This is a genomic window from Stenotrophomonas sp. TWI1409 (genome assembly GCF_039673015.1).
Lineage (GTDB): Bacteria > Pseudomonadota > Gammaproteobacteria > Xanthomonadales > Xanthomonadaceae > Stenotrophomonas > Stenotrophomonas maltophilia_A.
Genome location: NZ_JBDJKU010000005.1, coordinates 19,306 through 33,327, shown reverse-complemented (window position 1 = coordinate 33,327; position 14,022 = coordinate 19,306). Strand labels below are relative to the sequence as shown.

Annotated in this window: 16 protein-coding genes and 1 tRNA gene; 8 read left to right on the top strand and 9 right to left on the bottom strand. The window is 65.8% G+C overall.

What is annotated here, in order from left to right; all coding sequences use genetic code 11:
• Positions 1-9 precede the first annotated feature (9 nt).
• Positions 10-621, top strand: coding sequence for a dephospho-CoA kinase (gene coaE, locus ABE423_RS03040; RefSeq protein ID WP_346484935.1), 612 nt, complete (start codon positions 10-12; stop codon positions 619-621).
• Positions 622-783: 162 nt separating this feature from the next.
• Here coaE and ABE423_RS03035 read toward each other — a convergent pair whose 3' ends face one another.
• From ABE423_RS03035 to rimK, 5 genes are all read right to left on the bottom strand, one after another.
• Positions 784-2,151, bottom strand: coding sequence for a HAMP domain-containing sensor histidine kinase (locus ABE423_RS03035; protein WP_032128829.1), 1,368 nt, complete (start codon positions 2,149-2,151; stop codon positions 784-786).
• Positions 2,114-2,791: a response regulator transcription factor gene (locus ABE423_RS03030; RefSeq protein WP_005410804.1), complete on the bottom strand. Its 678-nt coding sequence runs from the start codon at positions 2,789-2,791 to the stop codon at positions 2,114-2,116. The genes ABE423_RS03035 and ABE423_RS03030 overlap by 38 nt, the downstream gene beginning before the upstream one ends.
• An 8-nt stretch (positions 2,792-2,799) precedes the next feature.
• Complete coding sequence (locus ABE423_RS03025) at positions 2,800-3,273, bottom strand: hypothetical protein (protein WP_071229642.1); 474 nt, start codon at positions 3,271-3,273, stop codon at positions 2,800-2,802.
• 89 nt (positions 3,274-3,362) lie between these two features.
• Positions 3,363-3,839 carry a hypothetical protein gene (locus tag ABE423_RS03020; protein ID WP_010481495.1) on the bottom strand — a complete coding sequence of 159 codons (477 nt, stop codon included), beginning with the start codon at positions 3,837-3,839 and terminating at the stop codon, positions 3,363-3,365.
• Between the two features lie 245 nt (positions 3,840-4,084).
• Entirely contained in the window at positions 4,085-4,963 is an 879-nt protein-coding gene (gene rimK / locus ABE423_RS03015) for a 30S ribosomal protein S6--L-glutamate ligase (protein ID WP_005418651.1), read from the bottom strand.
• A gap of 167 nt (positions 4,964-5,130) precedes the next feature.
• Here rimK and ABE423_RS03010 point away from each other — a divergent pair, with 167 nt between their 5' ends.
• Together ABE423_RS03010 and ABE423_RS03005 are read left to right on the top strand one after the other, a co-directional pair.
• Positions 5,131-5,496: a hypothetical protein gene (locus tag ABE423_RS03010; RefSeq protein WP_223224661.1), complete on the top strand. Its 366-nt coding sequence runs from the start codon at positions 5,131-5,133 to the stop codon at positions 5,494-5,496.
• A gap of 79 nt (positions 5,497-5,575) precedes the next feature.
• Positions 5,576-5,998, top strand: coding sequence for a thioesterase family protein (locus ABE423_RS03005; RefSeq protein ID WP_032128832.1), 423 nt, complete (start codon positions 5,576-5,578; stop codon positions 5,996-5,998).
• Between the two features lie 125 nt (positions 5,999-6,123).
• Here the strand turns inward: ABE423_RS03005 and ABE423_RS03000 are convergent, their stop codons facing one another.
• Complete coding sequence (locus tag ABE423_RS03000; RefSeq protein ID WP_346484931.1) at positions 6,124-7,335, bottom strand: hypothetical protein; 1,212 nt, start codon at positions 7,333-7,335, stop codon at positions 6,124-6,126.
• Positions 7,336-7,420: 85 nt separating this feature from the next.
• Here ABE423_RS03000 and ABE423_RS02995 point away from each other — a divergent pair, with 85 nt between their 5' ends.
• Positions 7,421-8,278 (top strand): PoNe immunity protein domain-containing protein, encoded by an 858-nt coding sequence (locus ABE423_RS02995; protein WP_346484929.1) that lies wholly within the window; start codon positions 7,421-7,423, stop codon positions 8,276-8,278.
• A 1-nt stretch (position 8,279) separates the two neighbouring features.
• On the opposite strand, the gene ABE423_RS02990 is transcribed toward ABE423_RS02995, so the two are convergent.
• Positions 8,280-8,684 carry a DUF805 domain-containing protein gene (locus ABE423_RS02990; protein ID WP_049425112.1) on the bottom strand — a complete coding sequence of 135 codons (405 nt, stop codon included), beginning with the start codon at positions 8,682-8,684 and terminating at the stop codon, positions 8,280-8,282.
• Positions 8,685-8,980: 296 nt separating this feature from the next.
• On the opposite strand from ABE423_RS02990, the gene ABE423_RS02985 reads away from it, so the two are divergent.
• A complete protein-coding gene (locus ABE423_RS02985; RefSeq protein WP_125892726.1) occupies positions 8,981-9,715 on the top strand; it encodes a hypothetical protein in 735 nt (244 codons plus the stop codon).
• Between the two features lie 137 nt (positions 9,716-9,852).
• On the opposite strand, the gene ABE423_RS02980 is transcribed toward ABE423_RS02985, so the two are convergent.
• Both ABE423_RS02980 and ABE423_RS02975 read right to left on the bottom strand, forming a co-directional pair.
• Positions 9,853-9,926: transfer RNA gene (locus tag ABE423_RS02980), tRNA-Gly, on the bottom strand.
• Positions 9,927-10,054: 128 nt separating this feature from the next.
• Positions 10,055-11,908, bottom strand: a complete 1,854-nt coding sequence (locus tag ABE423_RS02975; RefSeq protein ID WP_032128836.1) for an autotransporter domain-containing esterase — start codon at positions 11,906-11,908, stop codon at positions 10,055-10,057.
• A gap of 207 nt (positions 11,909-12,115) precedes the next feature.
• On the opposite strand from ABE423_RS02975, the gene thiS reads away from it, so the two are divergent.
• From thiS to trmB, 3 genes are all read left to right on the top strand, one after another.
• Positions 12,116-12,316 carry a sulfur carrier protein ThiS gene (gene thiS, locus ABE423_RS02970; protein ID WP_049401605.1) on the top strand — a complete coding sequence of 67 codons (201 nt, stop codon included), beginning with the start codon at positions 12,116-12,118 and terminating at the stop codon, positions 12,314-12,316.
• Positions 12,317-12,469: 153 nt separating this feature from the next.
• Positions 12,470-13,264: a thiazole synthase gene (locus tag ABE423_RS02965; protein ID WP_010481470.1), complete on the top strand. Its 795-nt coding sequence runs from the start codon at positions 12,470-12,472 to the stop codon at positions 13,262-13,264.
• Entirely contained in the window at positions 13,264-13,998 is a 735-nt protein-coding gene (gene trmB, locus ABE423_RS02960; RefSeq protein WP_010481468.1) for a tRNA (guanosine(46)-N7)-methyltransferase TrmB, read from the top strand. Before ABE423_RS02965 ends, trmB begins: the two co-directional genes overlap by 1 nt.
• The last annotated feature ends 24 nt before the right edge of the window (positions 13,999-14,022 follow it).

Genomic DNA, 14,022 nt, shown 5'->3' with positions numbered 1-14,022 from the left:
GGAGTCCCCATGAGCCGCTATGTGGTTGGCCTGACCGGAGGCATCGCCTCCGGCAAGAGCGAGGTGACCCGGCGCTTCGAGGCGCTGGGGATCGTGGTGGCCGACGCCGATCTGGCCGCACGGGCCGTGGTGGCTGCCGGTAGCCCGGCGCTGGCCCGTATCGCCGAGCGTTTCGGCGCCGACATGCTGCTGGCCGATGGCAGCCTGGACCGGGGGCGCCTGCGCGCCCACGTGTTTGCCGACCCGGCCGAGCGGACGGCGCTGGAAGCCATCACCCACCCGGCCATCCGCCTGCTGATGCAACAGCAGTGCGAGCAGGCTGAGAGCCCCTATGCGATTGCCGCGATTCCGCTGCTGACCGAGGTGGGCGGGCAGAAAGCCTACCCGTGGCTGGACCGGGTATTGCTGGTGGATGCGCCCGAAGCCGTGCAGCATGCGCGGCTGATGCAGCGCGATGGCATTGATGCCGCGCTGGCCGACCGGATGATTGCTGCGCAGGCCAGCCGCGCACAGCGGTTGGCGCTGGCCGATGACGTGGTGGTCAATGATGGGCAGCCGGAGGACCTGCAGGTGCAGGTGGAACAGCTGCATGCGCGGTATCTGGGGTTGGCCGGGGGGTGAGGCCTGGTTGCCGGCCAGCGGCCGGCACTACCGAAGCGCATCCACGCATGGCGTGGATCTACACGCGCGGGGCGCGGCAGCGATCACGGTGGTGGCACAAGCGACACAGGGCGCGATGCAAGGTCGGCAGGGTTAGTGCCGACCAAGGTCGGCACCTACCGCTTACAACGGCTTCGGCGAGAACGTCAGGGTGGCGATCACGCCACGCTGGCCGCCGGGGCGCACGCTTACCTGCCAGCCGTACAGGTCGCACAGGCGGCTGACGATCGACAGGCCGATACCGCCGCCCTGCGAGTGGCCGGCATGCGTGCCGCGGTAGCCACGCTGGAACAGCTTGGCCGCGTCTTCCTCGCTCAGGCCCGGGCCACTGTCAGTTACCGACACCGAGTTGGTGCCGACGAACACGCGTACCTCGCCGTCCTGCGAGTACTTCACGGCGTTGCCGATCAGGTTGCCCAGTGCCACCGACAGCGCCGCCTCGGGTGCGTCGATCACCAGATTGCGCTCACCTTCCAGCAGCAGCTCCAGCGGCTTGCCACCCAGCTGCGCACGGTGTGCGTCCAGCAGCTGCTCGGCCACGCGGGCGACGTTGCTGGTGCCCTGCCCGCGCTCGTTGCGCGACAGCAGCAGCAGCGCGCCGATCAGATCGCTGCACTGCTGTTCGGCGCGCTGGATGCGCTGCAGGCGCTGCAGCACCTTCTCGTCCAGGCCGGGCCGGGTCAGCAGCAGCTCGGTGGCGCCACGGATCACTGCCAGCGGCGTACGCAGCTCATGGCTGACGTCTGCATTGAATTCACGGTCGCGCTGCACCACTTCGGTCAGCCGCGAGGAATAGTCGTCCAGCGCCTGGGCCAGCTGCCCCACCTCGTCGTCGGGGAAGCGTGGCGCCAACGGCTCGGGATCACTGGTGCCGCCGCGATAGGCACGCAGCCGCGCGGCCAGATCCGACACCGGCTTCATCACCTTCGAGGCCGACCACCAGCCCAGCACCAGCGACAGCACGCTGAACACCAGCACCGACAGCACCAGCGCGCGGTTGAGCTGCTTGCCGCCGCGCACGCTGTCGGTCATGTCATAGGCGAGGAAGAACCAGGCGTCGGGCGTCTTGCGCACGGCCAGCTTGTAGGAGTACGGCTCGCCGTGCTCATCGCCGCTGACGCTGTGGATGCCATCGGAGAAGCCCGCCCACTGCGCGCGCTCTTCGCGCACCCGGTCGAACTTGTCCTTCGAATAGGCATAGGCCTTGATCTGCAGCACCGGTGCATCCGGGTTATGCCCGGGGTGCTCGTAATAGCGGCGCGCATACTCGTCGATGTTGCGGTTCATCAGCTCTTCCACCAGCTGGTTTTCCACGCGCAGGCGGGCCCAGTTGGTGGCGAACGCGAACAGTGTCGTCAGGCAGAAGCCCAACAACACGAACGAAACGATGATGCGGCTGCGCAGGCGCCGCCGATAAGGCGTGCGCCGGCGCTCCCCCTTGGTTGCCACCGAATCAGGCTTCCGGGGTGGCGATGCGGTATCCGATGCCATGGCGGGTCTGGATCAGCGGCACTTCAAACGGCTTGTCGACCACCGCACGCAGGCCATGGATGTGCACGCGCAGGGAATCCGAATCGGGCAGTTCTTCACCCCACACACGGGTTTCCAGCTCCTGGCGGGTCACCACGGCCGGGGCCGCTTCCATCAGCGCCTGCAGGATCTTCAGTGCGGTCGGGTTGAGCTGCAGCAGCTTGCCCTGGCGGCGCACTTCCAGCGTATCCAGGTTGTATTCCAGATCGCCGGTTTCCAGCACGCGGGTCTGCACGCCCTTGCCGCGTCGCGACAGGGCGTTCAGACGCACTTCCACTTCCTGCAGCGCGAACGGCTTGATCAGGTAGTCGTCCGCGCCGGAATCGAAGCCGGCCAGCTTGTTGTCCAGCGAATCGCGGGCGGTGAGCATCAGTACCGGGGTCTGCTTGCGCGCTTCATTGCGCAACTTGCGGCAGACCTCGATGCCGTCCATGCCTGGCAGATTGAGATCCAGCACGATCGCGTCGAACTCGTGCACCACGGCCAGGTGCAGACCGGTAACCCCGTCAGCCGCGAAGTCCACGGTGTGGCCCCGGTCCTCCAGGTAGTCGCCCAGGTTGGCCGCAATGTCGCTGTTGTCTTCGATTACCAGGATTCTCACTGTCACCTCTAATTTACGAATTTGCCGATGCGCTGGGCCTGGCCCATATCACGCTGTGCCTTGTCCTTCCGCCGGGCGCGCTCGGCAACGGTAGTGCACTGCGTCGTGGACCGGTTCGAACCCGTGGCCTTTTCACGTTGGCATATTAGACGACTATCCTCACGTGCCTGTGTCAAAACCGTGTTCACGATCTGCTGGTCGTTGAAGACATCGGTTCGTACCTGTTCAGGCATGGAATCGCGGTCAGGATGCTGCTCGACGGCCGTACGCATGCGCACCAGCGCCTCGCGTACGCGGCTGCGGTCGGTCTGCTTCAGTTCGCTGTAGGTCTCGCCATCGTTGAGTTCGATTTCGATGCGCTCGATCTGCTGCTGCAGCGGCTTGCCGGGGATAAAGACCTCACCGGACTGGTTCGATGCAGAGGCGGCGGTGGCCAGGGTCAGGCCTGAGATCAGGACCGCCGACATCAGGAGGGACTTCATGACAAACGAATCCTTGTTTGAGTTGAGTGTTGACTGTATTCGCACCACCTTCACGCCAGCAAGTGCCATGCGCAGGGGCACCGGACGGCCTAGTGGTTGGTGGCAGGGTTGAAGTTGTTGAAGGTGCGCTGGTCGTTGAGCAGGGCCTTGCCCTTTTCTTCGATCCGGCGGCGCTCGGCCACGGTCAGGCAGCGGCTCTTAGGCATGTTGCTGCCGGTGGTGCGGGTGTGCTGACAGATCTGGCGGCTGTCCTCGTGGGCGCGGACAAGAACGGTGTTGATCCGCTCCTGGTCGTTGAAGACCTCCGCCTGGACCTGCGGCGGGAGCTCCTGAAGCGTGCGGTGGTCGCCCATGCGCTGGGTGATGCGCGCCAGTGCCTGCTGCACCTGGGCGCGGTCATCGGCGGAAATCTCGCTGTACTCGCCGTCATCGAGGGCCTTCTCAACCCGCCGGACCTGCTCGGCCACCGGGGCCTGCCCGTCCATCTGTATGGCGGTCTTCTCCGGCTTGGCGGAGACAGCACCAGACAGCCCCAGCAACAACGCGATCATCGTGATGCGGTACATCGCCAGCCTCCGGATCCATCCAGGAACGATGGGCGCCACTCTACGGCCGTCACGCTGCCTCCACAAGGGACTTCCGGCGGCATAAAAAAGACCCAGGCGGTGCCCCGCCTGGGTCTGAAGTCGTATCCCGATACCGATCCTGCTGAGAGGCAGAGCTGCGGTTCGCTGAAGGCTACGCCGGCGCCGATTAAAGGCGCGTTAAAGCCGGCCTCATTTGCCCATGAGAATTTCAAGCCATTGATTAATCACGGCTTTTTGATCTTCTCGACGTGCTCGATGATACGCGTGGCCACATCCACCCCGCAGGCGGCTTCGATGCCCTCCAGCCCTGGCGTGGAGTTGACCTCCAGCACCAGCGGGCCACGCGCGGAGCGGATCAGGTCCACACCACAGACCGACAAGCCCAGCGCCTTGGCCGAACGCACCGCCACCTGCTGTTCGGCGCGGCTGGCCTTGGCCGCCACCGCGGTGCCGCCGGCATGCAGGTTGGAGCGGAAGTCACCTTCCGGCGCCTGGCGCTGCATCGACGCCACCACCTGGTCACCGACCACGAAGCAGCGCAGGTCGGCGCCCTTGGCTTCGCCGATGAACTCCTGCATCAGGAAGTTGGCGTACAGGCCCCGCAGGGCCTCGACGATGCCACGCGAAGCGCTGGCCTTCTCGGTGAGGATCACGCCCCGTCCCTGGGTGCCCTCGTTGAGCTTCACCACGTGCGGCGGCGGGCCGAGCATGGACAGCAGGTCGACGGTGTCATCGGGGTTGTCGCCGAACACGGTGACCGGCATGTCGATGCCCTTGGCTGCCAGCAACTGGTGCGCGCGCAGCTTGTCGCGCGAACGCAGGATCGCATCGGACGGGTTGGGAGTACGCGCGCCCATCAGCTCGAACTGGCGCAGCACGGCGGTGCCATAGCGGGTGATCGAGGCGCCGATGCGCGGGATGACCATGTCCACGCCGGTCATCGGCCGGCCCTTGTAGTGCATCGAAAAACCATCGGCGGCGATGCGCATGTAGCAGCGCAGCGGGTCGAGGATGCGAACGGTGTGGCCGCGCGCGCGCGCCGCCTCGACCAGCCGGCGGGTGGAGTACAGGGAGCTGTTGCGGGACAGGATGGCGAGCTTCATCGCGGCAGGATCGGACGGCAGGCGCGCAGCATAGCGCGGGCGTGTGGCGGGCGGATGATGCCCTGCAGGCCGCCGTATCTGCGTGCCTGCCGAGGCTGTGCGAAGATGGCTGTTGCCGGCTACAGGACAGGACACGGTCGGCTTACACAACCCAAGGAGAACCACAGATGCGAATGGGAATTCCGCTGTTGTTGCTGTTTGGCCTGATGGGGAGCGCCGCACACGTACAGGCTGCGCCCACCCACGCAGTCTCCCGGCTCTACTTCGATGCCAACAACACCCTGATCGGCCAAGGCCTGCGCTACTGCACGGGCAAGACACAGCACCAGGGCGTTGCCTCACACGCCAATACCCGCTGGATCGATGTTTCCTACGCCTGCCAGGGCGACTCGACCGACGTTTCCTATGGCAGCTGGGTGCCTGCACAACTGCGGCAGGACTTCTGCACGCTGTATGACGCCTGCACGTCACTGATGCCGTGGCCGGAACCCGGCCTGCCCGGCACCCTCGGCAACGGCTTCTACTCAGACTGACAGCCGGTAGTCGCCGCACTGTCTCCGGCGATGGCAGCACCGTCGCCGGAGACCCCACCCACTACACCCCGGAGACTTCATGCCGTTGACGATCCTTCCGCGTTTCTCCGAAGTGGATGTACTCGGCCACGTCACCAACACCGCCCTGCCCGTCTGGTTCGAGGAAGGTCGCCAGGAGATCTTCCGCCATTTCAGCCGCGAGGCCAGCATGCGCGACCTGACGCTGATCCTGCGCCGCTACGAAATCGACTTCCTGCAGCAGATACAGCCGGGACACGAAGTGCGCATCGAGACCCGCATCGAAAACATCGGCCGCTCCTCGCTGTCGATCGTGCAGCAGGCGTTCCAGTTCGAGGCCCTGGTGGCCAGCGGGCGCTGCGTGATGGTGCATTTCGACTACACAACCAACGCCTCGCGCGCCATCGATGCAGAGCAGCGCCGGGCATTGTCAGGGCTGTTTACCGAGGAGTATGCGCAACAGGTGCAGGCGGCAGGCGCATGAGCCATACGGAAGGCCGGTCATCCGCACCCGGTACTGCCCGCAGCCCATTTCTTCAGCTTTTCCAGCACTTTCCCGGCCTGCATCGACGACGCATGCCGGAACCTCCTTGTTTGCTTCGACGCAGTCTAACCTGTGACTGAGGGCCGCTGATCCGCGCGGGGCAGGCGCAGCGAGAAGCCCCCATCGCGGACACGCACGGCCAATGCGGTTTCCCGCCATTCCACAGGCAGCGCCAATGCCGTATATGGCGTGGGGATGCGTGTGATCGCCTCGAACGTCCAGTGTTCCTCATAGGCTTCGCAGCGAAGCGTTCCGTCATCGCCGACCGCGATGACATCGATCCAGGCCCCACTCCGGGTCTTGCCAGTGCCGCCCATCGCACGGCGGCCAATGGCCTGCCACCCCCCCTGCCAGTGGACGAGCCATACGCCCTCGATGGGACGCAGATCCCCATCAAGCACGCTTCCCGCCACCACCACGCATCGACCGGACGGGCTGGCAATGACCGTCTCCAGATCGCAGGCGTGACGGTCACTGGGCTCGCCATCAAGACAGAGCGCGTACGGGCAGATGCGCGCGAACAAGGTCGGATGCGCAGTCAGGCGCAGGTCATCGGGAAGCAGCGGGATGGCCTGCAGCACCCGGGCATCAGGCAGGACATGCCGCAACACCTGCGGCACCCCGGCGGCCAGCGCCGGATGCTCCTGTTCCAGCCATAGACCCCGGCAGGGGCGCAGCGTGGTCGATCGACTGGGAATATCCCGCAACCACATCGCGGCTTCGGCATCCCCGCCAAGCTGCCGGCGCTCGTGCAGCTCCTGCCAGAACAGGCTGGGAACAATCGCCAGCAGGTGCATCACCCTCTTGTCCGCTTCGTCGTAGACGATCACCGCTTCGCTGCGATCGCTGTAGCCACTGGCCAAACGCAGCGCGCTGCCCGCCAGCGCTAGCCACTCGCCGCTGGCATCGTGGCTGCCTGCGGTGGATACGCCCTCGACAATGGCGCCATCGCGCAGCATCAGGGTGCCGTAGGCCGGCCCGCCCATGCCCAGCTCGCCCCAATCCAACAGGACATCATGCGTGGGCGGCCGGGTGGCGAAGGGCAGCTTCGCCCGCGAGCGCAGCAGTGCGCCCCCTACGGCATCGCCGACCAGATCCAAGTGCTGCAGCACGCCGCCCAGGGCAAGGCATGCGGCCAGGCCAACGACCACACCCCAAGGCGACCACCACACCACGCAGATCGCTACCCATATCAGGAACGGCAGCCACTGGGTGAAACGGCGGAGGGCGATTCGATCAACGGTCATGCAGGCTGGGTGGCGGCGACTGTGCACCATTCAAACCTTCAACGCTGTGCCAGGCAATGGGGTTCGAACCGGCAATGCCGCTAGACTCTCGCTGATGATGCAATCGATGACTGCCGTGAATCGCCGGAATCTGCTGCAGGACATGCTGCCGCGATGGAGAGCACTGGCCAAGGCCCCGGGCCAGCCGCGCCGCACGCTTCGCCTGCCGGATTGGCAGGCGGACTGGAACGCAGGCATGGCCTTGCTTGCACGCCATGCGCGCAATGGCGGTGAATCTGTGGAGGAACCGCTGCAGGGACATGCGGCCCTGGAGCATGCCTACGGCTGGGAGACGGTTGCACAGACCGGCAGCAACCTGCTGCTGAAAGGCGTTGACCGCGGCTTCGCCCCCACGGCGTTGCAGCAGATGCATGCCGACGTAGCAGATCTCTGGCTCGAGCATGCGCATTTGCTGGCCCTTGCCCGGGACAGCCTGCAACAGCAAGGCCACGACATCGCGTTGGCTGCGTCGTTGCAATCGCGTACAACGCAGCACTACGAATACGCACTGCAGCTGTTGTCACTGGGCGTGCTGCTGGATGCGCAGGAACGCCTGCCGGCGCTGGTGGAGAAGGTGCTCTGTTTCGACACCGACCGCGTGCTGGACTACCTCAGCGCGCCGGCGCTGGGCCTGGTGGAAGCCAGTGATGAGGTCTTTCATCCGCGACCGTTCGCCGAGCTGTTCGCGCCGCTGCGCGACGGTGAAGCGTTCGACCCTTCACTGCTGGCCGGCTACCTGCAGGTGCAGTACCGCGATTTCTTCCTGCTGCCGCCAAAGGCTCAAAAGCGGACCCGGCGCCTGATCGGGCCGAACGCGTGGGGCTACTGGGCATTTGAAGTGGCTGCGCTGGTGGTGCTGTATGGCGGTGACGACGCCACGCTACGCACCTGCCCCCACTACCCTTCCGACCTGGTGGACTTCGCCCGGCGTTGAGTCAGGCACCCGGCAGGCCGGAAACACCGCCGAATCGATTCTCTTCCTCGTTGCCCGGCAGAAGCATGACCGGGAAGAGGACGAACACACCCAACGGGATGAAGGCGATCACGACGTACCAGCCGGACTCGTCGATGTCGTGCAGTCGTCGAACGGCCAGGGCCAGCATGGGCGGAAGGAGGACGATGACCGCGCAGACCGTCATGACCCACCCCAGCGTCCGGAATGGCTCGAAGGCCTCCCCATCGAGCAGCACGGTGCCCGTCAGCCAGTATCCGCCGTCCATCAAGGTGTAGCCCACTGCCACCACAAGGGCAGCAGACAGGGAGTACGACCAGAACTCCTTCCGGTTGGATCGCCCTGAAAAATCAAAGCAACGCCTGAGGGGCAAAAGTGCGGGGATCATTCGCGCTCCGGGCAGCGGACGATGGGAGGCAAGGGTTAACGATCTTTTAGCATCCCCAAGCCCAGCACCAACTGAACCCTGCGACCCAGCGGGCCCGGCAGACAGCGGAGGTTGCAGGAGCCCGCCGCGGCAGCCGCGCAGCCAGAGACGCAGCGCGAACTACCGCACATTTCCATAGACGTGGGCATTCTGAATCGGATCACTGGCTTGCAGCACTGGCGGATTGGTCGAATTCCAGTTTTCCAGAATGGCGCCTCTGCTAGCGTCACGACTCACTCATGGATTCGAGGTTTTGAATGGCTGCGATTTCTTTTCCGCTGATGCTGGCACTGCTTTCCACCCAGGCCCCGATGGCCGCAAACGCGGAAGGTGACTACACCAGAGCCGCGGGGGCTTCGATCGGGCCTGGCATCTGCGACCCCGGCATGGACATGCTGCCGAACGGCGGAGGGGTGGTGATCCGGCGCTGCGGCACGAATGGAACGGTCGCTGGCGTTGGCAGCAATATCGATGCTGCGACGGCCAACGCCAATGGCTTCCTTGCCGTCGCCGAGGAAGGACCCGTCTGCAGTGTCTTCGCACGCGATCCCTATGTCAGCATCCCGGCACCGGGTGTTGGCATCAAAGCGGAATGCAGTTCCACACCGCTTTCCGCCTATGGCATGACGACCACCACTGCGGGACAGAACGTACTTGAGCTGGCCATCAACCTGGCGGCGACGCAGGCCTGGTGCAATGTCGACTACTACTATGGGTCGGCGCATGGCTATAAGTATCCCTACACCTGCAACCGCCCGGGCCAGTCCTGGAGCGTTGCCGGTCTTGGCTCCAGCGTCGACGATTCAAACGCAATGGCAATGCGGCTTGTGAAGAAATCATCCAAGACCGGTACGCACTGCTATTTTGACAACGCCGAGTTGAATGGCGTCGTCTTCCGCGCATACCTGCACTGCAACGGATCGACCTATACCGGTTTCGGGAGTTCCGTCACTGCCGCGGCCAAGGACGCGGCTGCGCAAGCGGGCGCATAAGCCACCCGGGCTGTGGTTCGGAAGAGCCACAGCCCGACGCATTGAAGAATGAGGTTCCGGCGCCGTTGCCACACGCTGGACTGGGGTGTGGTTCAACGATTGCGCCGCGTCTGCCTGGGGTGAACACCCTGGAGACATGGAGCGGGCGATGGGAATCGAACCCACGTCAGTAGCTTGGGAAGCTACAGCTCTACCATTGAGCTACGCCCGCATTGCGGGTGAAAGTCTATGCGGAGCGGCCGGTGTTGCGCAATGGTGGCCGCCGCACCCGCCGGGCATGGCCCGGCGCTGCCGTGCAGGCATCCCAGGCACCTTGCGGTGCCCGGGATGTTGCATTCATCAGAAGCTGCCACCCACGGTGGCGAAGATCGTCGCGTCACGGGCACGCTTCTGCGCGGCCGTGGTGCTCAGGCCAACGTTGCCCTGCAGGCCGAACAGGTCCATGCGCGCACCCAGTACGGCAGTGGCGTAGTTCTTGTCGAAGTCCAGGCCCGGCACGCGGTAGCTGCCCAGTTCCGGCAGGGTCTGCAGCCACGCGCTGGCCTGCTTGGTGTCCTCGAACTCGTGGTCGTAGGTCACCTGCACGTACGGCTTGACGGTGCCGCCATCGAAGCGGGCCTGCCAGCCGATGCGGCCGACGGTCGAGTCGACGTTCTGGCGGTCGTAGCCCAGCGCGGTGGCCAGCGTGCCCGCAGCAGCGCTTTCGCTGTAACCGTCGATCTTGACCTTCTGCCAGATCACCGCAGCGATCGGGCCGTGGCGGAAGCCACCTTCGGTGCCGAACTCGTAACCGGCATTCAGTGCAGCGGTCAGGTTGCTGCCGTCCGGCGAGCCACCGTGTTCGCGGGTAGCCGGGCCCAGCTGGACCTTGCGGTTCACGTCATACGACAACCAGGTGTAGCTGACCTGGCCGTTGACCCAGACGCGGTCGCCATACCAGGCAGCGAACAGGCCGGCGGTGGTGTCCTTCTGGGTGAAGTCGCCACGGCTGTTGCCGAAGTCGGCACTCATGCGACCGAAGCCGGCGAAGCCGCCGACCACCACGCCGTTGCGTGCCCAGTCGACACCAAACAGGCCGGCCGGCGCCACGCCGTCGTACAGGTCGGCGTGGTCATAGCGCTGCAGGTCACCGCGCACGCCACCCCACCACGACAGGCCATCGGCCGGACGGGCGCCGAGGTGGTTGCTGACCTGGTCGGCACGCGAACGGCCGACGGTCTGTGCCGAGTGGCTCAGCACCTGCTGCAGGCGCGGAGCCTCCAGCACCGAGACGGCGTACTGGCCCAGCAGCTGGTGACCGGTAACGGTGGGATGCACGCCATCGGCGAACAGATAGGTCTGGTACGCATCGGGGCTGACGTAGGTGGTCGGGTTGCAGCCGATGATGCTGCCCGTGGTGTTGGCCGGGTTGATCTTGCAGGCGGTGCCGGTGACGTTGGTGAAGCCGTACATGCCCGGGTTGGCGGTCACTTCACGCAGGATGCTGAAGGTATCGAGCGGAATGAACTCGATGCCCGCCTGCTTCAGGCCGCCATACAGCGCCTTGTTGTAGCCGACCGACATGGCGGTGGCGGCTGCTGCATTGGGGCCGCGGAACTGCGGGGTGATGCCCACGTCCGGCAGGTTCGGCACCAGCACGTACTGGGCACCGGCCTGCTTCAGGGCACCGACCAGCGCGATCTGGTCGGTGACCGCCGCACCGATGATGCCCTGCACCTGGGCCGGCGGCGCACCCGCACCGGCAGCGCCGGCGGCGGCAAACAGGTCGTTTGCGCCACCCCAGACGGTATACAGGGCGTTACGGTCAGCCTTGCCACCGTTTGCCGCCAGGTAGCGGGCCGCCTGCGACTTCAACGAAGGGATCGCGCCGAGGGCACCACTGCCTTCGACCGACACGCGGGCGCCGCCGACAGCGTAGTTGTCGCCGTTCTGGCCGTTGCCGTTGGGGTCCTTGTTGAGGCCGTAGTAATTGGCGACCTGCTGCGACCACACCCAGCCCGGGTTGGTGGTGAACTGGCCGGAGAGCCCCTGCGTGGCCTCGGGCAGCAGCGGGCGGAAGTAGCCGGCGTCGGTGAGGCTGTCACCGAAGAACACCGCCTTGGAGTACGGATTTTCGCCTGCCATGGCCGGCAGCGCGGCCAGTGCGATCGCAGCCGCCATGAGGGAGCGGATCGGGTGTTTGCTGAGCTGCATCTAGGAACTCCTGTGGGGTAAACAAGTTGGAATCCGGCGCACGTACGCCGGCGCACGGTCAATGGTTTCACCGCGCCGCCGTTTGCTCACGCTGCGCCGCCGCATGGATTGTCGCCTGACCACGCCGAACCCTGCTGTGCCGGAGCTGGCGCCCGGTTCAAATTACAAACGTTCCGATCCCGACGGGCTATCAGCGACAATGCAGGGATGAACATCCAGCTCAACGGCGAACCCCGCACCCTGCCCGCCTCGGCGACCCTCCACGACCTGCTTGAGGCCGAGCAGCTGCTGCAGCGCCGGGTGGCGGTGGAGGTCAACGGCGAGATCGTCAGCCGCAGCCGCCATGGCGAGCATCTCCTGGCCGAAGGCGACGTGGTGGAGATCGTGCACGCGCTGGGCGGGGGCTGAGGCCATCCCGGGTAGTGCCGGCCACTGGCCGGCAATCCGACGTTGTCAGGCACCCTGCATCTGCCGGCCAGCGGCCGGCACAAACCCTACCCATCCACGGCCTGCACGCCATTGCGTGATCCCATCTTCAGGCGGATAAGCGATAATCGCGCCATGAACGTTCATGTCTCCCCCGATTCGCTGGTGATCGCCGGCAAGACCTATGGCTCGCGGCTGCTCACCGGCACCGGCAAGTTCAAGGATCTGGAAGAAACCCGCCTGGCCACCGAGGCTGCAGGCGCCCAGATCGTCACCGTGGCCATCCGCCGCACCAACATCGGGCAGAACCCGGGCGAGCCGAACCTGCTCGACGTGCTGCCGCCGGAGCGCTACACCATCCTGCCCAACACCGCCGGCTGCTACACCGCCGAAGACGCGGTGCGCACCTGCCGGCTGGCGCGCGAACTGCTGGACGGCCACAACCTGACCAAGCTGGAAGTGCTGGGCGACCAGAAGTCGCTGTACCCGGACGTGGTGCAGACCCTCAAGGCCGCCGAACAGCTGGTCAAGGACGGCTTCGAGGTGATGGTCTACACCTCCGACGACCCGATCCTGGCCAAGCGCCTGGAAGAGATCGGCTGCGCTGCGGTGATGCCGCTGGCCGCGCCGATCGGTTCGGGCCTGGGCATCCAGAACAAGTACAACCTGCTGCAGATCATCGAAGACGCCAAGGTGCCGATCATCGTCGACGCCGGCGTGGGCACCGCGTCGGATGCGGCGATCGCGATGGAGCTGGGCTGCGACGGCGTGCTGATGAACACCGCCATTGCCGGTGCGCGCAGCCCGGTGCTGATGGCCAGCGCCATGCGCAAGGCGGTCGAGGCCGGCCGCGAGGCCTTCCTGGCCGGGCGCATCCCGCGCAAGCGCTACGCCAGCGCCTCCTCCCCGGTGGATGGGTTGATCGGCTGATGACCAATCCCTTCGACAGCGCCGGTTCCAAGGCCCCGCCCAAGCCCTTCACCGTGAGCGAGGGCCGCCGCGAGGTGCGCAGCTTCGTGTTGCGCCAGGGCCGCTTCACGCCTGCCCAGCAGCGCGCGTTCGACGAACGCTGGCCGCGCTTCGGCATCGACTACAACGGCCAGCCGCGTGATCTGGACGCCACCTTCGGCCGCCCGGCGCACAAGGTGCTGGAAATCGGCTTCGGCAACGGTGCCGCGCTGCGCTTCGCCGCCCAGCATGATCCGTCGCGTGACTACATCGGCATCGAGGTGCACGCGCCCGGCGTGGGCCGGCTGCTGAACGCGCTGGCCGACGACAACGCCGACCATGTGCGCCTGTACCACCACGATGCGGTGGAAGTGCTGCAGAACGAGATCGCCGATGGCGCGCTGGATGAAGTGCGCATCTACTTCCCGGACCCGTGGCACAAGAAGCGCCACAACAAGCGCCGCCTGCTGCAGCCTGCATTTGCCGAGCTGCTGGTGCGCAAGCTGCGCCCGGGCGGCCGCCTGCACTGCGCCACCGACTGGGAAGACTACGCCGAGCAGATGTGGGACGTGCTCGACGCCACCGCTGGCCTGGTCAACCGCGCCGGCCCGCGTGGCAGCGTGCCGCGCCCGGACTGGCGGCCGCAGACGCACTTCGAGACCCGCGGCCAGAAGCTCGGCCACGGCGTCTGGGACCTGCTGTACGACCGCACCTGACGATCGCCTGAGGACACCGCGCCC